General features: G+C 43.7%; 19 protein-coding genes. 11 read left to right on the forward strand and 8 right to left on the reverse strand.

What is annotated here, in order from left to right:
* Positions 1-36: 36 nt before the first annotated feature.
* The gene (locus R7R78_RS01605) at positions 37-1302 is read right to left on the reverse strand and encodes an HD domain-containing phosphohydrolase (protein ID WP_005389088.1); all 1266 of its coding nucleotides are present in this window, start codon (positions 1300-1302) and stop codon (positions 37-39) included.
* A 626-nt stretch (positions 1303-1928) separates the two neighbouring features.
* Here R7R78_RS01605 and R7R78_RS01610 point away from each other — a divergent pair.
* The 8 genes from R7R78_RS01610 to R7R78_RS01645 all read left to right on the forward strand — a co-directional run bounded on the left by R7R78_RS01610 (position 1929) and on the right by R7R78_RS01645 (position 12574).
* A complete protein-coding gene (locus tag R7R78_RS01610) occupies positions 1929-3122 on the forward strand; it encodes an iron-containing alcohol dehydrogenase (protein ID WP_017634023.1) in 1194 nt (397 codons plus the stop codon).
* Positions 3123-3283: 161 nt separating this feature from the next.
* Positions 3284-4489 (forward strand): aromatic amino acid transport family protein, encoded by a 1206-nt coding sequence (locus tag R7R78_RS01615; RefSeq protein ID WP_225472888.1) that lies wholly within the window; start codon positions 3284-3286, stop codon positions 4487-4489.
* A 274-nt stretch (positions 4490-4763) separates the two neighbouring features.
* Complete coding sequence (locus R7R78_RS01620) at positions 4764-5888, forward strand: HD-GYP domain-containing protein (RefSeq protein WP_054701448.1); 1125 nt, start codon at positions 4764-4766, stop codon at positions 5886-5888.
* A gap of 87 nt (positions 5889-5975) precedes the next feature.
* Positions 5976-6194 (forward strand): hypothetical protein, encoded by a 219-nt coding sequence (locus R7R78_RS01625; protein WP_005377723.1) that lies wholly within the window; start codon positions 5976-5978, stop codon positions 6192-6194.
* 324 nt (positions 6195-6518) lie between these two features.
* Positions 6519-7283 carry an ABC transporter ATP-binding protein gene (locus R7R78_RS01630; protein WP_005377721.1) on the forward strand — a complete coding sequence of 255 codons (765 nt, stop codon included), beginning with the start codon at positions 6519-6521 and terminating at the stop codon, positions 7281-7283.
* A gap of 11 nt (positions 7284-7294) precedes the next feature.
* Positions 7295-8179 carry an iron-siderophore ABC transporter substrate-binding protein gene (locus tag R7R78_RS01635; protein WP_054574124.1) on the forward strand — a complete coding sequence of 295 codons (885 nt, stop codon included), beginning with the start codon at positions 7295-7297 and terminating at the stop codon, positions 8177-8179.
* Positions 8176-10152: a Fe(3+)-hydroxamate ABC transporter permease FhuB gene (gene fhuB / locus R7R78_RS01640; protein ID WP_225472889.1), complete on the forward strand. Its 1977-nt coding sequence runs from the start codon at positions 8176-8178 to the stop codon at positions 10150-10152. Before R7R78_RS01635 ends, fhuB begins: the two co-directional genes overlap by 4 nt.
* Before the next feature lie 199 nt (positions 10153-10351).
* Positions 10352-12574 (forward strand): TonB-dependent siderophore receptor, encoded by a 2223-nt coding sequence (locus R7R78_RS01645; protein WP_225472890.1) that lies wholly within the window; start codon positions 10352-10354, stop codon positions 12572-12574.
* A gap of 42 nt (positions 12575-12616) precedes the next feature.
* Here the strand turns inward: R7R78_RS01645 and R7R78_RS01650 are convergent, their stop codons facing one another.
* The 6 genes from R7R78_RS01650 to R7R78_RS01675 form a co-directional block, all read right to left on the reverse strand.
* The gene (locus R7R78_RS01650) at positions 12617-13165 is read right to left on the reverse strand and encodes a hypothetical protein (RefSeq protein WP_054576911.1); all 549 of its coding nucleotides are present in this window, start codon (positions 13163-13165) and stop codon (positions 12617-12619) included.
* Positions 13166-13416: 251 nt separating this feature from the next.
* Entirely contained in the window at positions 13417-15192 is a 1776-nt protein-coding gene (locus R7R78_RS01655) for an ABC transporter transmembrane domain-containing protein (RefSeq protein ID WP_225472892.1), read from the reverse strand.
* Positions 15193-15195: 3 nt separating this feature from the next.
* Positions 15196-16935, reverse strand: coding sequence for an ABC transporter transmembrane domain-containing protein (locus tag R7R78_RS01660; protein WP_025998567.1), 1740 nt, complete (start codon positions 16933-16935; stop codon positions 15196-15198).
* A 271-nt stretch (positions 16936-17206) separates the two neighbouring features.
* A complete protein-coding gene (locus R7R78_RS01665) occupies positions 17207-17698 on the reverse strand; it encodes a type II secretion system protein (RefSeq protein ID WP_005377704.1) in 492 nt (163 codons plus the stop codon).
* Between the two features lie 204 nt (positions 17699-17902).
* On the reverse strand, positions 17903-19246 hold the full coding sequence (locus R7R78_RS01670; protein ID WP_158159647.1) for a sodium/glutamate symporter: 1344 nt from the start codon (positions 19244-19246) through the stop codon (positions 17903-17905).
* Positions 19247-19672: 426 nt separating this feature from the next.
* The gene (locus R7R78_RS01675; protein WP_225472894.1) at positions 19673-20551 is read right to left on the reverse strand and encodes a LysR family transcriptional regulator; all 879 of its coding nucleotides are present in this window, start codon (positions 20549-20551) and stop codon (positions 19673-19675) included.
* 103 nt (positions 20552-20654) lie between these two features.
* On the opposite strand from R7R78_RS01675, the gene R7R78_RS01680 reads away from it, so the two are divergent.
* Complete coding sequence (locus R7R78_RS01680; RefSeq protein ID WP_225472896.1) at positions 20655-20942, forward strand: putative quinol monooxygenase; 288 nt, start codon at positions 20655-20657, stop codon at positions 20940-20942.
* 11 nt (positions 20943-20953) lie between these two features.
* Positions 20954-21931, forward strand: coding sequence for a Gfo/Idh/MocA family protein (locus R7R78_RS01685; RefSeq protein WP_017820639.1), 978 nt, complete (start codon positions 20954-20956; stop codon positions 21929-21931).
* Between the two features lie 83 nt (positions 21932-22014).
* Here R7R78_RS01685 and R7R78_RS01690 read toward each other — a convergent pair whose 3' ends face one another.
* Positions 22015-22701, reverse strand: coding sequence for a DNA-3-methyladenine glycosylase I (locus tag R7R78_RS01690; protein ID WP_005377694.1), 687 nt, complete (start codon positions 22699-22701; stop codon positions 22015-22017).
* Positions 22702-22787: 86 nt separating this feature from the next.
* On the opposite strand from R7R78_RS01690, the gene R7R78_RS01695 reads away from it, so the two are divergent.
* Positions 22788-22982, forward strand: a complete 195-nt coding sequence (locus tag R7R78_RS01695; RefSeq protein WP_005377692.1) for a hypothetical protein — start codon at positions 22788-22790, stop codon at positions 22980-22982.
* Positions 22983-23051: the final 69 nt, after the last annotated feature.

Raw genomic sequence — 23051 nt, forward strand, 5'->3', positions numbered from 1 at the left:
AAAATCAGCAAAGGGCGTAGATACGCCCTTTATCGATTAAACATTAGTTGATAGCTCGTAACACTCGGTCATGTTTCGCTCTAGCACTGCATAGACGTCAGAACAAAGTTCTTGATTAGCGACTTGCTCGCCCATAATCGCGGCGATTTGTGCTTGAGCCATTCGTCCTCGGTAGGGACGGTCCTGAGACAGAGCTTGGAAGACATCCGCGACAGCAATGATACGCGATGGAACATCGAGCTCGGCGCCTGTTTTGTGATAGGGATAGCCCGACCCGTCTAAACGTTCATGATGATTGGAAGCCCACTCCGCTATTTTCGCGTTAGGGAAGACCTTATGCAATGCGAGCTGAGTATCAATTGTATGGCGTTTGATACGCGTATACTCTTGTTTATTAAGAGAGCCTTCTTTATGAAGAATCTCATCTGGTGTTTTTAACTTTCCGATATCATGCACCAACCCAGCAATAAATAACATCTCTTGGTCGTGCTCACAGAACCCAAGCTTGATGGCTAGATACCGAGATAACTCCGCCACTTTTTGCGAATGTTGATAAGTAAATGGGCTTTTTGCGTCAACAATTCGAGCGATAAACATTCCCAAACTATTCATATCTTGGATAGTGAGCTGTTTTTGAAGCCAATCAATGCTTTTAAAGTTTAATCCGATGGTTTCTATATTTTCAGACTCCATCGCGAACCAAAATGCGTCGGTCATAACGAGCTTAACCATTGCCTTAGCCATGTCTGGATTAAACAAAGTTCCAGCGTTTGCCATGATGCATTCTGCAATTAGTTCTTCATGAAGTGTGACAATGTCACAGTGGCAGTTCATGACGTATTTGGAACGCATAAAATCGAGACGGTCGGCTAAATAGAGTAGGGCAGCGACCTCTTTTTCAAAAGGCGGTAAATCAAGATATTTTAGTTCACTCCAATGTGTATGGTGGTAAAGAACAGGTGTAGCAAACTGACGCAACAAACGACACTGCTTGAGGCTTCGGTATCCTCTTAAGCAATGTGTTTTTACATCTTGTGGCACCAACTCCTCAAGTAACATTTTATGTTCTTGTGTTTCGGAGACCCCACAATCGTGGATCATCCCTGCGAAGTAGCAAAACTCCGCTTTTTCTGGTTCCCAGTTCATGACCCGAGCACATTGGTAAGCGATGTAAGCGACACGATGGCTATGGTGCGTATCATCAACACCTACATAGTCGAGTGCTCGAGCAACCCAGATAAGTGCTTGTTTCAGATCGACTTCAAAGCCCATGTCCGTATGGGAATGGCAAGAATGATTCATGGTTTATACCGACATTGCTAATTAGCCCACGCTAAACCCAAATCAGAAGGTGATAGGAAAAATTGGGTACGACAGCGAATAGACCCCAAAAAGGTGGGCGTTTAGACATAGTTTTGATTATGGGCGGGATAATAATCCTAGTTGCATAATAATATCACCTGAAGCTCATGGTTAAGAGTCAGATATTTGAACTAAGTATAAGTTTTGAAAGATTATTGTTGCTCTTGTTGACTTATTTGAAAACGACAATAAATCATGATGTAACGCATTCTTATTTTTATTTTTGTAAATCGTGCTCGCGCTCAACCAGAGACACACGGTATTGATGTGTGGTTAACAGAATTCATATTGTTGCTTTTGGCAAAAAATAAGAAGACTTCTTCGAGGCTCGCTCTGTAACTAACAGAGTAATAGGGAAAGAAGCTTGTTAACTACATGACAATAGAGCGTCGTTGAAAACATTTTCTCTGTAGCTCATGTCGTTGAGGAAAGATAATAAAATGGTACGGTTTCCCAGCGATGCTAGCCCTTTTAGTGAGATAAGTTTATTGAAAATGTGTGATTGCAAAGTAAGCATAGGTAGTAAAAGTAGCTAGAATGATAGCTCTAAATGAAAAGGATTTCGTATGTTGAAGCATCGTTTATACCGGAGTTACACCGCTGGGTTAAAAATTGCAGCCCATATCCTTCCTATGCCGAGACCAACCTTGTTTTCCGGCCCTGGTTCGATGAATGAGCTATTAGAATCGATGACCGAGCTGGGATTTAAACGCGTTTTGTTAGTTACCGACGAAGGGTTGGTCCAAGTCGGTATTGTAGATAAGGTGCTTGAGGCAGCAGCACAACTCGATTTACAGTTAGATGTTTTCTCGCAAGTTAAGCCCGATCCTACCTATGATCAGGTTGAGAGCGGTCTAGAGGCTTATCATCGTTTTCATTGTGAGGGCATATTAGCTTTGGGTGGCGGCTCTGCAATGGATTGTGCAAAAGTCATCGCTGCGAAAGTTACCAATAAACGGCCAATCAAAAAATTAGCTGGACTATTGAAGGTATGGCGAATGCCAGCGCCGCTTTTTGCTATTCCAACAACGGCTGGAACCGGAAGTGAAGTTACTATCGCTGCGGTCGTGTCAGATCCCTCCTCACACATTAAAACCCCTTTAATGGATCCAAAGTTGGTGCCACTAATGGCAGCTTTAGATGCGAATTTAATGATTGGTTTACCTCCTAAGATCACGGCTGATACTGGCGTTGATGCATTAACCCATGCTATTGAGGCCTATGTATCGAAAAACGCTACTCAAGAAACGATGGCTTATTCGGTTGCCGCTATTAAACTCATTTTTAAATATCTTCCTAGGGCTGTGATGCAAGGGGATGATGTCGAAGCTCGTCATAAAATGGCTATGGCATCCTATTACGCGGGTTTAGCATTTACCAAAGCGAGTTTGGGTTATGTTCATGCCTTTGCTCACACATTCGGTGCGAGATATGGAATACCTCATGGTATGGCAAACGGATTAGCCTTGTTGCCTGTGCTGCGCTTTTCATTATCAGAGATTGAGCCTCAACTAAGAAAGCTCGATGAGTTGACGGCCGAGGGGCAGTTAGGTAACGCAAGTGCTCAGCATTTTTTGGCGAATCTGGAGTCCTTGTTTTCAACTATTGATATTGAGCAAACCAGTGCGCTCATTCAACGTGAAGATGCTGATGCGCTTGTTGATTTAATTCTGAAAGAGGCGCACTGGAATTACCCTGTTCCCAAGTTCATGAACAGGGAAGAATGCACACAGTTATTGTTAAATATCAGTAAGGTGTAAATTATAGTTTACATGTGTGGTTTTTTATCCTTACACTTTGCTTGATCTTCTGCTAAAGATCCTACAATATCGACGGTAATACAAATATGGTGTTGGTTTCGGTCCGCCGTTGCCCGATCTAATACTGATAATTTCTAATAAAGTGTAAAGATTAATATACAATGAGTCGTTCTAAAGTATTCGGTAGTACGCTAATTATTGCGGGCACTACAATAGGCGCTGGTATGCTAGCGCTTCCACTTGCCTCTGCCGGCATTGGTTTTTCAACTTCTATTATCATCATGCTAGGCTTATGGGCTCTGATGGCTTTCACTGCCTTGCTTATGCTTGAGCTTCATCAACATGCGGAGAGTAGTGCTACACTTCATACTTTGGCGAAACAGCTCCTAGGTCAAAAAGGCAAGTGGGTGGCAAGTTTTGCGATGTTGTTTCTTTTCTACTCATTATGTGCAGCGTATATCGCTGGCGGTGGTGCTCAGTTCGGAGACCGCCTTGCACAATGGTTTGACCTCGATATTTCAGGGCCTACATCAACGATAATCTTTACCTTGATTGTGACTTTAGTTGTGACAGTGGGTACCGGTACGGTCGATAAAGTAAACCGAGTTCTGTTCGCGATGAAGCTCATTGCGATGGTTGCGGTGCTTTCTTTTCTTGCTCCAAACGTTACGGAATCTTACTTGTTAAGTATGCCAATCGAACAAGGCCTTGTTGTAGCGGCGATTCCGGTGATCTTTACTTCGTTTGGTTTCCACGGAAGTATACCTGCAATTGTGAATTACTTAGACGGTGACACTTCTTCTTTACGCAAAGCCGTTATTATTGGTTCGACGATTCCACTCGTTATTTATATCTTTTGGCAAATCGTGACGTTGGGTGTGGTTAGCCAAAGTACGCTTGTTGAGAACGGAGGGTTGAGCGCACTGATTGGTCAACTATCTCAGACAGTACACCAATCAAATTTGGGTAGCATTGTTGGTGTGTTTGCTGACTTGGCATTGTTGACATCGTTCCTTGGCGTGAGTTTGGGTCTATTCGAATTTTTGGGTGATACCATCAAAGGAAGTAACGATAAGCCTAATCGTTTGATTGCGGCACTAGTGACGTTTACTCCACCGCTAGGCTTCGCACTTTTCTATCCTCAAGGCTTTATTATGGCTTTGGGCTATGCAGCGATTGCCTTAGCGATTTTAGCCATCTTTTTGCCTTTGGTTATGGTGATCAAGGTTCGTAAATCGGATGATTTTACTGGGGAGTACCGCGTCGCTGGTGGTCAAGGTGCGCTAGTGATAACGGGCATCGCTGGCACTGGCATCGTATTCGCTCAGGTGTTAATTACGCTGGGTGTGCTTCCTGCTCTAGGCTAGTTGTTTAGAACGTTCTTTGAATAACCTCTAGTTACTGAATCCATCGTAATCAATCTGTATTGTTAGGCCAACGAGTTTCGCTCGTTGGCTTTTTTAATCTGGATCAAATTACCGTAAGATATCCGGTGAAAAAATTGGTAGAAATGTGCTTTTATTTCGTACACTTAAGTTGTGGTATATCGATAATTTAAGTGGAGAAAACCGCTCAAAATACCATTGAATTTGCAACACAATGAGCTTTTCTTGTTTCTCTGCTTTGGTGTGGAGGTGAAGCATGGCGCACCGGAGTTTTTACCCGTTTGCAAAACCGCTTAACGAGCAACTGCAAACGCTAAAAGGCAGGATGCAGGCGCACTTGCCATGTATTGATAGGGTGTCATTTGCAAAATATCACCCAGACCAAGATGTGCTCAAATCATTTGCAGAAAGTGAGTTTGACACTTGGTGTTTAGCCCATCACGAATCAGCATTCCGTAAACTCCACCACCTCAATATTGCCTCTAAAAACGCGGTTCCTCGTATCGTCGAAGACCTTCATGATATTAATCACTGTCCTCGGGTTCAAATTTTACTCAAACACGGATATCAGTCGTCGGCTGCTATTCCTTGTTATGACAACAAAGCTTTTACTGGTTTTGTATTTTTGAACTCCACTCAACGTGATGCGTTTAGTTTAGAAGCGCTGAATGGTCTTAAACCTTATTTCGAAATGATTCGATTTGCGGTTGAATCAGAGACTCAAGTAGTCAATGCGATAGAAACGCTAGCGAACCGAATGCAATGTATGATGCCAGGCTATTCACCTGAGTATTACGCGCATACCAAACGCATGAAGTACTACAGTCAAATTATCGCAACGCAGTTAGCGGATCGTTATCACCTGAATGACGAAATGGTCGAAGATATTGGTATTTTTGCTCAGTTCCATGCGCTCGGTGATAGTCAGCTGCCAGTTGAAATTGCTAGCCGCCGAACAAATTACTCTCAAGAACAAGAGGCGATATTGATTCAACATATTGAGCGTTGTATCGATTCAGCGGATGACATAGTTGCCCGTATCGGAAATCCGGTTCACCCGAGTGTGACTTTGTTTTTGCAGATGGTTACTTATCAGTACGAAAACTTAAATGGCACTGGTTATCCGTATGGTTTAACCAGTGACGATATACCAATAGCCGCGCAAATTACGGCTGCTGCAAATGCCTTTGATTTTATGACAACGCACCATCCGTATAGACAAGCGTGGTCCATCCCATACGCATTGTTAGAGCTTGAAAAATGGGTATATCAGGGATGGTTATCTCGAGAATGTGTTAATGCTCTGCGAGAGCATCAAGGTTATATAAAGCAAATCATCCACAAATATCCTGAGCACTATACAGGCTTGGGGTTAATGTGAAGAGCAGTAACAAAGTTGAAATGTTGACGAGGAGGAATATTTAAATAATACTGTTTTTATATACAGTAACAAGTTTGGAGGTGAAGTATGTTGTGGGAAACCCTTGAAAGAGTAAACCGCTTACGCCAACAAGCACTTGCAAATCCTGAGTTTGTTGAGTCAGCAAAAGAGCACGAACAAGCACTTCAGGAGCAAGAATACCATTATCAAACTAAGAAAAAGCGTTCAGCCAAAGACAAACAAGGTAAAAAGTCGCTGGCCGATATCTATAAAGAAGTAGAGTTTGGCGCTGACGCTCGTCATTAATGTATTCACTGCGGCATTTTTCATTTCTTCATACGCTGCAGTATTCGTTCAAATTTATGCGAGAGCAGTGGGAGACCGCTACTCTCGTTGACCTGCCTATAATTTACTAATGAAGTTCAGCCGAGCAAATTATCACTAACACTTAGCAATTCTCTCAATGATCTTGTTGATGTAATGATAATGACAACGGTTTGCATTTGTATCTTTGTTGTTATATAAAACCTCCCTTATTAATCGTTCTGTTGAATAAGAACGGCAAACGTGATCAACGAATGAGAGCTCTGAATAACTGTTATTCGTAAATGGCTATTAGGTGAAGTAGGGATGTTGGAAGCTAAAGCACTCCAGTTTGAGATTGAAGGCAAGTCATTGCTAAAAGCGTTTGATGTGACATTTGAACCCGGAAAAACATACGCTCTTGTTGGACACAATGGTTCAGGAAAATCCACATTGTTAAAGTTGCTGGCACAGCAACAGCCATACACCGCTGGTGACGTGGTTCTGCATGGAACGAGCATTAACGATCTCTCAGCGAAAAAATTCGCCCAACACATTGCCTACTTGCCTCAGCATCTTCCAGTGACCGACAGTATTTTAGGTCGAGATTTAGTCGGTTTTGGTCGTTATCCATGGCATGGTTTACTTGGACGTTTGAGTAAGAAAGATCACGACATTGTTGAAGAAGCAATGGCGATGACAGGCACACTAAAATACGCAGATCGCTTAGTGGACACGTTATCTGGAGGAGAGCGTCAACGTGTGTGGCTAGCTATGCTGTTAGCCCAAAAAACCGAGTATTTGCTTCTTGATGAGCCTTTGTCTGCGCTAGATATCAGCCATCAAGTCGATATGTTGAAGCTTATCTCTAAACTCAGTCAAGAACTGGGCTTGGGCGTTATTATCGTATTACACGACATCAACTTGGCTGCACGATTTTGCGACTACATCGTTGCATTACATCAAGGTGATTTGATTGCACAAGGCAATGTTGAACAGGTGTTTACTGAACCTAAGTTGAGGGACATATATGGGATAGAGATGATGATCTCTGACCACCCTGCGGGTTACCCGGTGGCGATGCCAAGCTAAAGGTTGGAATAATGAGCAGTACAAACACTCGACTTAAACATTTCTCTTTCGCTCTCTCACTTAGTGCGCTTTTGGTCAGTTCTTTTCAAGCACTAGCTGACGCATCACCTCGGGTGATGTCGGTTGATTGGACACAAACTGAAACGATGTTGGCGTTAGGGGTTGTGCCCGTAGGCGTCGCTCAAGGGCAAGATTACGATGCTTGGGTAAAATCGCCACCGTTACCACCTCAAACTAAGGATGTAGGGTTAAGAACTCAACCCAATATAGAGCGTATTTACGAGCTCAGACCTGACCGTATTTTTATTGCCCCGTACTTCTCCTCAATGAAGCATCGTTTAGTCGATATTGCCCCCGTTACCACGATTGACTTATATGAAAGCGGGATCACAGATTGGTCGGTACTTACTCGTTTCACTCGGAGGTTTGGTGAAGAGCTGGGAAGAGAAGCGGAAGCAGAGGCGCTTATCCAACAATATGAAAAACGTTTCTCTTTATTAAAACAGCGCATAAACAAAGACCAGCCGCCGCTTTTAATGATTCAGTTTATGGATACGAAGCACGTTCGTGTTTTTGGTCAAAATAGTCTTTACTCTCAGGCTATCGAAAAGATTGGGCTGAGTAATGCATGGAATGAAAAGACGAATAGCTGGGGCTTTAGCCTAGTTGGCATCGACAAGTTAGCTGGCATAAAAGCTCAAATTGTTATCGTAGAGCCATTACCTTACGGTGGAGCGGAGCAGCTCTCTCAAGACCCATTTTGGCAATATGTTGTTCAACAATCTGGTGAAAAGGTCATGCAAGTCGCACCCGTTTGGAGTTTTGGTTCTATGCCTTCAGCTCTCCGTTTCGCAGAGTTAGTTACGGCGAGTAAGGTCGAGGAGTTAACACAATGAAAACGATGCCTTTAAGCTTTGTGGTGTTACTTTCGGCATTTACCTTTTCTATTGGTGCTTTCCAATTGTACCAAGTAAGCTCATTTTCGTTGGCTCTAAGCAGTTTATGGGAGCCTAACTTTCAATCTATCGATTCTGTTTTACTTCACTTTAGCTGGTGGCCTCGAGTCTTCACCACGATTATATCTGGTGCTGGATTAGCGGTTGCTGGGGTATTGATGCAGCAAGTGCTGCGTAACCCTCTCGCTTCACCCACGACACTTGGTGTGGCGAGCGGTTCAAGTTTTGCTTTGATGTTAGCTACGCTATTCGCACCTTGGATGTTGGATATCGCGCCTAATTTGGTTGCTCTCATCGGCGGTGTGATATCGATGGGGTTGGTGATGCTGTTGTCATGGCGACGAGCGTTATCTCCAACGGTTGTCGTCGTTTCTGGGTTAGTGATAAACCTGTACTTTGCATCATTAAGTACGGTTATTCTGATGATGAATACCGAAAAGCTGAATGGGTTAATGATATGGGGAGCCGGTTCGCTTGTTCAGAGTGGATGGGGAGATTTCTCGTATCTTGCCCCTCGAATCGCACTTGCTACGGTCGTTGCATTTGTGATTGCAAAGCCGTTAAGTCTGTTGGAACTCTCCGAGCAAGGTGCCAAGAGTTTAGGTGTCTCGCTAGCTAAGTTGCGTTTTGTCTGTCTTGGGCTTGCGGTGTTAATCACTTCTTGGGTGGTTTCTGTCGTAGGAATCATCGGTTTCATCGGGTTAGCGGCGCCAGCGATTACTCGATTGATAGGTATCAATAAAATCCAGCATAAGCTTTGGGTATCAATGCTGATTGGTGCCATGTTATTGACTTTAACCGATTTGGTTATTCAGCAACTGCCAGGGCTAATGGCGAGTTTTATACCAACGGGAGCAGCAACCGCTGCACTGGGCGCTCCGCTACTGTTGTGGCTGTTACCTCGCTTATCACAAAAGACGCAGGGCCATACTCAAACAGTGTTAACTCGACATCGTGAACATGTTTACAAGCTAAACCCTAAAGCGATCTCATTGGCGTTGATCGGCACGTTAATTTCTGTTGTTCTTTTTGCCACGGTTGCTGTGCAAAATGAAGGGTGGGCAAACTTATTTTCTAGCCAAAATTGGATTTTTTTGGAGTGGCGCGCACCTAGATTATTTGCAGCAGCAATTGCGGGGGCAATGTTAGCGATTGCTGGAACCATGATTCAACGCCTAAGTGGAAACCCAATGGCAAGTCCTGAAGTGATCGGTATCAGTTCAGGGACAGCGATGGGATTGATCATCGCGATGTTTACTGGGTTTGGTTCGTCAATTTTCACTCTTTCTCTAGGCGGGCTCGTAGGTGCATTAGCGACGGTATTAGTCATTGTGCTGCTAAACCGTAAATCAGGCTTTCAGCCGGAGCGTATTTTGTTGACTGGTATTGCGATAACCGCACTGATGAATGCAATACAGAGCTTTATTCTAGCCACTGGTGACCCAAGAAGTTATCAAGCATTGGCTTGGTTGTCAGGGTCTACCTACTATGTCTCGGTTGAAACGTTACTCCCGTTGTCTTTATCTGCGCTTGTCTTTATAGGGTTGAGTTTTCTCTGCGTAAGATGGCTAGATATTCTTCCTGTCGGTGCCGCTTCCTCTAAAGCGCTTGGAATTCGAGTTGATCGTTCACGCGCAACACTGCTTCTTTTAGTTGCTTGTCTCACGGTCAGTGCGACATTGGTTGTTGGTCCGATTAGCTTTGTTGGGTTGTTGGCTCCGCATTTAGCTCGCTTATTTGGTTTTAACAAAGCGTCACAACACATGTTATGCGCCGCGATATTGGGGGCAGGGGTGATGTTGTTGGCTGATTGGTTGGGACGACAGGTCCTTTACCCGCAAGAAATACCAACAGGGCTTATGGCGTCTCTCATTGGCGGTTTGTATTTAATGTGGGGTTTACGCCGCTTATAGAAATGAGCTAAGCCTCAACCAAGAAAGTACTTATACAAATAAGCACTCGTAGTGGCATTCGTAACCTATGCGAGTGCTTTATGCAAAACCTCTGGTTTGTCTTTTACGGAAACAACTGGCGATGCCGTAACTCGCTTTTCTTTCAGCGGTCGCTGAAGTCATGAAGGGTTGGTTTGGCTGCCGACAAAAAGGAGAGAATATGACTCGGCAGTTTATGCTGACACCAACGTCGATGGCGGTTGTATTAGCTGTATCAACGCCAAATGTCTTGGCTCAGGAAGATGAAAATATAGTTGTGATTGGACAGCAGCAAGACAGTGCAGTTGGTCCAGATTTTAGTTATCTCGGAGCGAAGAGTCGGGCAGCGACGAAAACTGATATTGCCATCAATGAAACCCCAAGAGCGGTATCTGTTGTTACGCGAGAACAAATGGATGATCGTGCCTCTATTAGCATTTCTGACGCGCTACAGTACACACCAAGTATTCAAACTAATTATTTCGGCGAAGATAACAAGCAAGATTGGTTTATTATTCGTGGTTTTAAACAGGCGAACAGCGGGCTGTATCAAGATGGTACCCGTTTATATTCTTCTGGTTTTTATAGTTGGCAAATAGATCCGTTTGCTTTGGAAAGGGTTGAAGTTTTACGTGGTGCAGCGTCTGTTCTTTATGGGCAAAACCCTCCTGGTGGGGTCATCAATGTTGTCAGTAAGCGACCTCAATTTGATGGGGGGTCAGGACTTGTATCTTTGGAGTACGGTTCTGAAGACCGTAAACAACTTTCTCTTGACGTAAACTCTGAGGTGAGTGAGCAGCTAGCTTTCCGCTTTCAAGGGTTAGCGAGAAAAAATGGGACGAGAATTAGTGGGGTAGAAGCAGAGCGCATTCTTCTCTCTCCATCGATGACGTACAAATTTAATGAGGCGTCTGAAATTACCTTTCTAACGAGCTATCAAAAAGACGACTCAGATCCTTATCTGCAATTTTTGCCAGTTGAAGGAACGTTAACGCCAAACAAAAATGGAAAGATCAGTGATAGTTTAGCGATAGGCAATCCTAACTGGGAGACGTTTGAGCGTGAGCAGGTGTCTTTAGGCTATGAGTTTTCTCATGCATTTAATGATACCACTTCATTTATTCAAGCAGCTCGTTACAGCGAAATGGATGTTAAGCTAAGACAAATGTATTCGTACGTTTACTCGGCTGATGTGCCTGCGTTGGGGCCGGTTTTGGACCCATCAAATGAACGCAAAACCATACTTCGGGGTGCTTCAACAGAAGATGGGTCATCTGATGCTTTTAATATCGATAATCGTTTGATGCACCAAGTAAATTGGCGAAGTGTTGAGCATAACTTGATGTTGGGCATAGATTTTCAAATGATCAGTATCGATGGTAAAGATTTTGCCAATGACCCTATCGTTGCTAATGGTAATGCATTATTAAACACACCAATGGGAGCTTTGCCCGATCCTAGGTTTAATGTATTTAATCCTACTTATTCGGATAACATAATGTTACTCGATCCGAATACGCTACAACCATTGAGCGAAACCGATAAACAAAGAACGAAAATCGATAATCAGCAGCTCGGCGTCTACTTTCAAGATCATATGCTGATCAACGATAAATGGGCGATGTTATTGGGCGCACGTTACGACGATACAAGTAATGAAGTACATAATGTTACCACGGGTGCTCGCACGAAAGTCGATCATGGAGAGTGGACGTTTAGCGTGGGAACGGCTTATATTTCTGATTCTGGCTTCACGCCATACTTTAGTTACTCTCAGTACTTTGATCCAATTATTCAAGAAGACAGCAATGGTAAGCCAGCGAAGCCTGAAAGCGGTGATCAATTTGAAATCGGTATGAAATACCAACCGGATTCATTTGATGGTTATTTCAATATTGCAACGTATCGGGCAACAAAAGAAAACTTGGCTCGTATCTACTTGAGTGAATTAACGCAAATAGGAAAAATAGAAAATAACGGCGTTGAGTTTGAAGCTGTAGCTAATGTGACACCATCCTTAACATTGATCGGGAACATTGCGTACGTTGATGCAGAGATAAAAGAAGACATCAATAAGGCATGGGTTGGCAAAACACCTTCCCAAGTGGCGAATACCGTGTCATCAGCTTGGGCACATTATCGTTTCTTTGATGGACCTCTTGATGGCTTTGCTGTTGGCTTAGGCGCGCGCTATACAGGTGAGTCATACGGAGACAATGAAGAGAGACTAAAAGTACCAAGTTATTTCTTAATGGATGCGACGGTCAGTTATCGAATCGGCGATTACAAGCTACAAGTCGCAGCTAAAAACATCGCGGATAAAAAGTACATAGCGACATGTGATGGTTTTTGTTGGTATGGCGACCGACAAAATGTTATTGCAAGTTTAACTTACGACTGGTGAGTTAACGTATAAATAAACACCCCTAACTTTAGGGGTGTTTATTTAGAAATCGGCTTTACGGACAAAGTGCGGGTTTTTGTACTTTTTCTGCGGGCCAAACGATGATACGACAAGTTTGTTCCATAACGTTTTGTCAAACTCACCCTTTGGAATCGAAGGGTAGAGGGTTTCCTCTTCTTCTCTTGCAAAATTCATATATTGTTTCTTTTTAATTTGATTGTACTTTTTGGCGATCTGGTTATGTTTTCTTACCCACTCCAGCTTGTAATTGTGGAGCACTTTTTCACCTTCTTCGAGAGTCATTCGAGATAGGAACAGTCGCTTGTATGAGACCTTTCTGTCCAGCATTGTGCGCATAACGGTTTGGATATATTTACCGTGATGCGTAATGGTAATGTCGTTTTCATCAATAGGAGTGACACACCAGCCTTTAGGTAAAAAGTCTGGCTTCTTAAATTGCTTATTACGCTCCATTAGCGCCTGATGTAAAACTAAATCAGAGGTGCCGCGGAACGTCTTTTGCCATTTACCGATACGAATTTGAATCGAACCAGGCAAGCGATAGATGTTAGTAAACTTATCTTTGTCCATGGACTTGTGTCATGAGATTAATGTGCATAATTAGAAAGCGGAATTCCGTCCAATGCCACAGGCAGTAGACTTAAGTACCGTACGATTTTACAACGACCTTGCGCGATATAGCGAGGGGTTATGTCAATAATAGGTAAGAAATAGAAAATTAGTTCACATTATGAAGAAATTGGAAGCTAACAAGGCTAAATTTTGAAGTTACACCAATTATGCCCATGCCAACTAAATAAAAAGAAGGCACGGGCATAAAATCACACCGCTTCTTCGAGTTGCTTGGTGTCTTCTTCAATCTGTTGTAGATGTCGGTTTGCTTGCTGTAACTGATACATTTGAGCATAACGACCATTTTGCGTTAAGAGTGCTTTGTGTGTGCCTTTCTCGACTAACTCCCCATGATGAAGAACAATGATTTGGTCTGCATCTAGGATAGTTGAAAGCCGATGAGCAATAACAACGAGCGTCATGTCTTGTCTGAGTACCGCCAAGCTCTTTTGGATTAAAGCCTCTGTTCCTGAGTCAATATTTGCGGTTGCTTCATCTAATATCAATATCTTAGGTTTTACCACAAGCACACGTGCTAACGCCAAAAGCTGTTTCTGACCTGCAGATAAATTAGTTTCGCCTTGACCTAACTGCGTGTCTAGCCCGTTAGGGTAACGATGAATTTGTTCTGCCAAACCTACCTTGTCTAACGCATCCCATATTTGATTGTCATCAACCGCCCGACTGAGAGAGATGTTTTCTCTGACTGAAGCAGGGAGAATATGTGGATCTTGTTGAACCATTGCCACATCTTTGCGAAGTACGTCTTTCCCTAATGTTTTAAGTGGACGACCATCTATGAGCAGTTCACCACATTGCGTTGGATAAAAGCCCATTAACAGTGACGCTAATGTGCTTTTACCGCTTCCCGTATGCCCGACAAGCGCGATAAAGTCTTGGTGGTTGGCCTTCAACGAAATGTCTTTTAGGACGTCCTGTTTACCATCGTAGCTAAATGTGAGGTCTTTAAGTTCGATAGCACCTGACCTTAATGGTTGATGATCGCCCCCGTAAGTTTGTTCTTTCGCATCAATCAATTCAAAAACACGTTCGCTTGATACTAACGCCTGCTGAAGTAGAGCAAGTTGCTGAGTCATCTCAATTAGTGGTTCAGTAACTCGCGCAAGATAACTGATAAATGCATACAGTACCCCCACACCAATCAACTCAATACCATTAAAACCAAAGATCGCAACCAAGCAAAGCAACGCAAGACCAGCGAGTAAGTCCATTAATGGTCTTAGCAGATAGCCGTTTAGCCGAATCACTCGTTTAGATGCCACCAGATGCTCTGCGGTTAGCTCGTTGAACTGTTTATTAAAACGCTCTTCTTGTTGCATTAATTGGATGACACTCATCCCTTGAATGGATTCACTCAGATTCGCATTTATATCGGTCAATAGGTCACGCATCTTTCGGTAGCTTTCTGTACTTAGCTGTTTAAACAAGTACATAAAGCCGATGACGATCGGCAGCAATACAAGCACAACGAGTGTGAGCTTCCAACTCATGAAAGACATAACGCCAAGCATTACGACAATCATGACCACGTTTTTTACCACGGTCGCGATCAAAAGCTCATAAAATTGCTGTAAAGATTCCGTATCGTTGGTAATTCGCGACACCAATTTTCCAGCAGGCGTGTAATCAAACGCAGATAACGGCTGCTTAATCACGCCAGAAAATACTTGCTTACGAATCGCTTTGATCGTGTTAGCCGCGACAATGCTAAATTGCAATGACTGAAAATACTGGAATGTTGCCGATACGATCTGAAGAGCGATATAACCTACTGCTAGCGAAATCAGAACACTTTGTGAATAGTCACCTTTAGCGATGTGCTCATCAATGAAATATTGAATCAACCAAGGGCCGCCGGCGCTAGCTAACGCTGCAATAAACAACAAGGCGAGTCCTTTAATCATTGGCTTTGGTTGAGATAATGGGTAAGACATTAACCGTTTAAACGTGCTGGTCTGGTTCATTCATTATTCCTCCATCGCCTGCTCTAGTTTCTGATACTCGAACATCTCGGCGTACCAGCCTTTATGCGCTAATAACGCGCTATGTTGCCCACGTTCAGTAATGTGTCCGTGATTCAATACAATGATCTCGTCTGCTGCTTCCAATGCGGTGAGGCGGTGCGCAATAACGATTAGGGCTTGATTACGGTAGTATGTTTCCAAATTCTTAAGGATTTGATGTTCGGTCCGTCCATCAACAGCGGAAAGTGCATCGTCCAAAACCAACACTTGAGCATTCAGCAGCATAGCGCGTGCTATCGCAATACGTTGTTTTTGCCCGCCGGAGAGTGTAATGCCTTTTTCACCAACTTCTGTTTGATAGCCTTCAGGAAACTTTTCAATATCGTCATGTATACAGGCTAACTTTGCTGCTCTATAGACTTCTTCTTTCTCTGCATTAGGGTTGCCTAGGGCAATATTGTCGAAGATAGATTTGGAGAATAGAAACGGACTTTGGTTAACGACAGCAAAACGGTTGCGCCACTGTGGAAGTAGGGCATCCTTGATCTCGACATCACCGAATTTAATTGAGCCGTTTTCTAAATCATGTTGACGCAAAAGTAGCGTTAACAGGGTCGATTTTCCGCTTCCTACCGGCCCTGCAACTCCCAACATTTTTCCGGGTTCCAGTTCGATGTTTACTTCCGTCAAAGCGGGCGGTAAATCACTAGACCAATGGAAATCGTCGATATCAATTTTCAACGGAAGTGGTTTATTTTCTATTGGCTTATTGCCACTGATAATTTCTGGCTTTTCATCAAAGATCTCTTGTAGTCGGTTCCATGCGGCAGAGCCTCTTTCTAAAATGTTAAATAGGAATGCGAATGCCAGCATCGGCCATATCATCAACCCTAAATACATCGTAAATGCGGTCAGATCACCAAGCGTGATCTCACCTTTATCAACAAGGTAAGCACCAGCAGCGACACTAAGAAGGAAAGAAAGACCGATGGTTAACTGAATTGCCGGGTCAAATCTAGCATCGACTCTTGCGACAGCGATGTTCTTTTCGCCAGTATCATCCACAACCTCTTCAAAACGTTGCTGCTCTTGGTTTTCTAATCCGAAAGCACGCAGCATTCGCACGCCATTAAGTGACTCTTGTGTCATGTCTGACATGGTAGAAAAGGCTTCCTGAGCGACACGAAAGCGTTGATGTAGGATACGCACAATAAAGAAGATGATGATGGCAAGAAATGGCATTGGAAGAAGCGCCATTACGGTGAGCTTCCAGCTTACTTGCGTTACCATAATGATTAAAACCGCAATACCAGTGATCAAAGAGTCTGCGGCGGTTAAAACCCCTTCGCCGGCTGTCATAACGATATTACGCACATCATTAGTGCCACGAGCCATCAGATCCCCCGTCTTGTAACGTTCAAAAAAACGAGGTGGCTGTGTCGATAAGTGCCTATATAGACGGTTACGTAGAATGGTCCCGAGTTCCCAGCTTGCGCCGAAAAGCCAAATTCGCCATAAGATGCGACACCCATAAATAGTAAAGATCAGTACAGTTAACCCTGAGAGCCATAGAATCAGCGTATTTGTATCTAAAGTGTTGTCTACGACACCATCAACGATGATGCCAACTGCTTTGGGCGGAACAAGCTGTAGTGCTGATATCACAGCGAAAAGCAGAATGGATCCGACATAGTGCCTCCACTTTTGTTGGAAATACCAACGTAGCTGCCAGAATATTCTCATTGCGCCTCCCGCTTTAAATTATTGAATTTGTTATAGAACTATTATTGAGCGAAATGATGAGTTTACAAGCACAAGTTATAGGCGGGTTTAAAAACGATAGATTGTTTCAATTATAACCATGTGTCGGCGCAAATTACTGGTTTTATCTCTATGAGCTAACTGTGCGACGACATTATGTGAAATAGTTGTTAATGGTGGTTTTGGAGCCATGACCTTGCAATAACGATGAAGACACCAAAAGTAAAAGTGTTACTGCCACTCTCTATGGGAATTAGCAATCGTCAGTTTGTATTTTGTATTTCACTTGGCCACCAGGAGTTTCTGGGTAGTAAACTTCGACATAACACATATGTTCTGGACCAACAGGCTTGTTTGCAAAACCAATAAGGAAGTAGGGTTCGTCTGGGCTGTCTACCCCATACCAAGTGTTGATAGTGAGTTGCGGATCAAAGCCCGCTAGCTCTTTTGCTGGAATAACATTTTTGATAAATCCAAAGTAACCAATTAGGTCGTTATGGCCGTCATTATCTAGATCAATGTTATATTGTATGCCGCCATCTACTGTCTCTTGAGATTGAATCACTGCTTTGGTGTAGACAAAGTTGTTGGCGGTCATGAGTGCTTCTCTGGCTCCATATAGAACCGCAACTCTGGCATCTTTTTGTAAGCCAAGAAATTTAGGAAATGCAACGACGCTTACAATACCAAGAATGATGATGCACACAATGAGTTCAATAAGAGTAAATCCTTGAGAGCGACGCACAGCCTTTCTCCATGTTTTAGAAACGAATAGGCGGCTATTCTGATATAGAAACTTTCAGGTCAAGTATTAAAAAAGAATGATAGTAAGAGATCGGGATTGCAAATCTCAAATATAAAACAAGTTGCTTATTTTCGAGATGAGGAGTGATTTTGATAAAAACCAAGGAATGAACTCGAGAGGATAAAATCCTCCCGAGTAAAGCGACTAAGATTCGTGTGTCAGAGCACTGCTGTTACGTTTAAAAATGAATCGCCAAATAAATAAGACAATTGCGATGTAACCTAATCCTACACCAAGCGCTTGCCAGTGCATGCCGTTATACATCGCGATTGGCATCAGAGAGATGATGAAGATGTCAGTGATTGAGCCAGGGACATAAGCGATGGCGTAATCATCAAGCACCTTGCTACGCATTTTTGGATCAACAATGCGAAGCAACGCAATACCCATGGCAACTGTACCGGTTAACCAACCCCAAGAGAAAATGCCTTTCTCGAACCAATCTTCGCCCATGATACGTGGGGCAACCCAGAAGATTAGCCATAGTGTGAAGGCGATACCGCCGATTGCAAGCACTACCATCGGCATTAAATACTGGGCTAAGACGGTAATCTTGATGGCTGAGATACCAAAGATAATCAAATAATCGGTACTGATGCCCGCAGCGTGTTTGAATGCACCGTCACAAAGATAGCGTGAAGCTTTCGTTTGTTTCGCGACGATTCGCACGAGCATGCCGCCAAGGAAGCCAGTTACGAACGTAGGGATTTGTACCTTATCGTGGAAAGAAGATAAGTAGTTAGCCGCTACATACGAGAAAGCTGTTACCACTACAACCAACGCCGCGTGAATCGCAAAAGAATCAACCGACAGGGAAGACATGGTGTCTTTCATTACCGGTTCTTGATCATCAGGCTTAACAAGGCCTTTGCGTTCGTGTTCGTCCATGCTGTCGAAGGTCGTAAAGCTACGAATCCAACCCATCTTCAATGCGAATTGCAGCATGAGCATGCCGACAGAAATCGAGATGAAAATACCCACGGTTGCGAACGTTAAGCCAAGTGTGAAGCCATCTTCCCAGCCAAGCCCCGTGAAGATTTCACCAACAACAGATGCAGAGCCATGTCCGCCCATAAAACCCGCAGACATTGTCACACCAAAGCCAGGATTAATCTCTGGCCAGAAGAAGGTTGTGAGAACTAGACCAAACATTGCCGCAAACAACCACTGAGAAACAGAAGCGATTTGGTTAAACGCCCACAATGAGCCAGCACGCTGTGCGACGGTTTTAGGTGATGGAACATCCGTTGCCAGACCTAACGCAGAAAAAAGTGCAGCAGTTAATAGGCTTGCGTTAGCGGTAAACGTATCGGTCCAAGGCAGTACGTCTAACAGGGCTGGTCCAAAAATTAGACCGAATAATCCTGCGAGAACCGCCGATGGAATGTACATACGCTGTAGTAATGGCGCGTGAACGCGAATGACTTTTGCCAAAATCAATAGTAAGCCAGCGATGGCTAAGTCAGTCAGCATTAGACCTTTAGGCATCTTATCCTCCAGTAAATGCAGTCAAGGGGTAGCGTCCTTGTGACCTACCTTGAATAAAAATCTCTCTCAAGCCAAAAAGCCACATACGTGACTAAAAGCGTTGAGAAATCAATGTCGTTTTCATAAGCAAAGGAATGTGCTTATGCAATTTGAAATGAGTGTAAATGTTGTGATTGCACACGAACAGGAAGAGAAATTAGATTAAATTTCTCGATATTTTTTTGATAGTTCACTCAGGAAAGGCGGCAATCCTAGTCACTTTGTCAGAGCAATGCAATTGGTGTGAATCAATAAATTATGCCTAGTTAATGGGTGTCTCTGACTAACAACATGAAAAATAAAGACAATTAACAAGCAATAATATTTGTCATATCGACAATAAAAGTTGATTGAATGGCTAAATTGTCACCGCTTTATGAGGTGGCGTTAGAGATTCACATGCGAAAGAACAAAATCAACCAAGGTGCGGTTTTTAAGGGAAAGCTGTTTTGAACGGTAAAGCAGGTGGATCGGTTTTGGCTTGGGAATGTGTGAATGGAGAATTTCTACCAAGGCACCAGATTGGATTTCCTGTTCAACTAAGATCTTTGGTTGCAGAAGAACACCAGAGCCTTTTAACGCGGCAAACTTAAGTACATCGCCATTATTAGACGTTAATCGGGTGTTGCTGTTTCCAAAGGTATTAGATGGCATGTTCACCACTTGTTGGCTTTCTCCTTGGTGATACTGAAACCCCAAACAATGATGCTGTGCTAAGTCATCAAGCGATTGGATAGGGGCATGTTGCTCAAGGTAAGAGGGTGAGGCGCAGTAAGTCATGTGGTATTCACCCAATTTTCTCGCGACTAACGACGAATCGACCAACTCACCGATTCGAATAATCACGTCTGCTTCGCTTCGATATGGGTCAATCAAATTGTTGTCCAACATCAGCTCAACGTTCAAATCGGGAAATTCAGCTAAGAAGTCAGCCACGATAGGAGCAATGACCTTTTTGCCATACGTGACAGGGCAGTTAACTTTTACTGTTCCGGTTGGACGGTTGATCAGCGTCTGGATTAAGTTCTCTGCGTTAGTGATGTCTTCAATAATGCGGTGGCACTCTTGGTAGTAGAGTTTACCGGCTTCGGTTAAGGACTGTTTGCGCGTGGTCCGATGAATCAGCTGTGTACCTAAGCTTTGCTCAAGAAAGCTCACGTGCTTGCCAACCATGGTCGGTGAAATATCAAAGTGGTGTGCAGCATTACGAAAGCTGCCGTGTTCGACCACGTAAGCGAAAACTTTCATGCTTGTTAATTTATCCATTGCACACCCAGAGTTGATAAAGAAATAACTAAAGCAGAGTTTATCAATCAAACGAGGTTAATTACAGTGGGCGTATGATTAAGAATGGAGAAAGAGATCCATCATGAATGAGACGATTTTTGTTACCGCCGAACTGAAAATGAATGCCGATAAGCCAAGACAACAAGTAGTTGAAGCCATTGAACAATTTTGCCTTGATATGCAAAGCGAAACGGGGTGCTTGCAAGCGAGTGCGACCTACGATTCTAAAGATCCACAACGTGTGATTCTTTGGGAGCGATATGAAAACCGCGCCGCGATTGAAGCGCATTTTGCTATGCCGCATACACAAGCGTTTATTGCGGCTGAAATGGCAGAGTTAGTTCAAGCATTCGAAACCCAAGCTCAATAGGAGAGGCGAACATGAAATGGGGTATTTTAGGCACAAGCTTTATCTCAGGTGTCATGGCTGAGGCAATCCAAGGCGATGACAAGAGTGAACTGTACGCGGTTGCTGGGCGTTCGGAGCAGAACTTAAAGACATTCGCTGAGCAATATGGCATCGAGAATACGTTCAACGATTACGATGCGTTGATTGCCGATGAGCAAGTCGACATTATTTACATCGCATTGCCAAATCACCTTCATCATGACTTTATCGTTAAAGCGGCAGAGCAGGGAAAAGCGATCCTGTGTGAAAAGTCACTGTCGGTAGATATGGAAAAAACCGAGTTGGCACTAAAAGCAGTCGAAACGCACAAGGTATTCTTTGCTGAGGGTTTGATGTACTTACATCACCCATTGATCAGCGAGTTGGTTTCTGTGCTTAAATCGGGAGAGATTGGTGAACTTCGCTCCATCCACACGTCTTATATTGCGTCGATTGCGCAGTTTGTTAATCCGGACAGTAAAGGTGCTTTGTATAACTTAGGTTGCTACCCAATGTCATTGGTGCATTTGGTGGTGAAAACCATGTTGGGTGAACAAGCCTTTGGAAACCGCTCTATGACGGCGATTGGTCGACGAGGTAACGATGGGAATATCTGTGAATCGAGTTTGATGATGCAATTCGGTGAGCAACAAACGGCGAGCGTACACACCGCCGAAGATCATGGATTGAAGCACCAATTCACTATTCTGGGTAGTAAAGGCAGTATTACGTTAGACTCGAATCCATGGCTACCAACGCAAGACAACCAGTTTAGTGTGGAAATTTACGAGACGTCGAAGCGCGAGGTGTCTGTATCGGCAGCTGGAGACGCTTTCTTCTATCAAGTGCGCAATATTCGCCAAGCGGTTGAAGCAGGGCGTACATCGTTAGAGAACCCTTGTGCAACATGGGAAGACTCTCACCGTATTATGCAGCTACTGACTGAGTGGGAATCACTGGCTTCAAAGTAAGTCTGTACTTGAACCAATGAACATAAAAACGGCGCACTAAATCCAATATTTGGTGCGCCGTTTTGTTTTGGGTTCAGTCTCTGTTAAATGCGATTATCGCCGGTGCTGAACGCAATGATTTGGCTGATCTCAGACAGGCTTCTGCCACTTTCTTGCTGCCATTGAACAAACGCTTTGTTGGTTGCATCGAGCGATTTTTTCGTATCTTTGCCACCTTCAATGATCTTGCAATTACGTAGGTAAGCTTCAACGTCGCTAGACAAGATGAAGGTATCAACGCCCATTTGACGCAGTGTGTAAGGGCCAGTATTTCCGCCTAGGCGATTGCCGCGTTTCTTCAAATACGCCCATAGGTCGGTGATTTTCTCTTGCGGCCAATCGGCAACCATTTTGCCAAACGAGCCGTATTCGATTTTTGCTTCGTGGATCATACGAGCATTAGCAGGAATCGACATGACTTTAGTGAGGTGGCGAATGATGCGTTTGTCGGTTGCTTTGGTTTCCCATTGCTCGTCTGACAGCATCAGCAACGGCTCAATTTTAAATCCGAAGAACACTTCTTCGAAGTTCGGCCATTTGTTGCGAACCACGCTCCATGAAATCCCACTTTGGAATACCTTCATCGAAAAAGCGGCCAGCCAACGGTCATCGGGAATCGCAGCCAGTTCCTCTTTGCTTAGTGGATGAGACAAAAGCGCTTCAAGTTGATCTTCACCACCTTTACGCTCGGCAGCGCGCTGATAAATCGCGTCAAATTTTTCGATACTCATAAAAGAAGTTAGTCCTAGTTTATGTCGATATTTGCGAAACATACTACGCTTAAGTGGCTGAATCGTAAATTGATGGAGTGTCACAAATGAAGAAGGTCACATTAACGTTTGTCGGGGAAGGTTCGGATCGTATTGCGGAAAAATTCTATGCGTGGATGACGGACGGTGGGTTAGAAGACAGCATGATTGAGAATTTATCTGACCGTGAAATCTCAGTTGTTGGCATCAGTGATATGGATAATGAAACGCGTGATGTGGTGATCAATACGGAAATGAACTAACGAGTCGTCTTTCGTCAGCTATTAGAATCAGATAAAACAAAGCCCTTCACGAGAAGGGCTTTGTTGCGT

It is taken from the genome of Vibrio sp. 2134-1 (genome assembly GCF_033339495.1).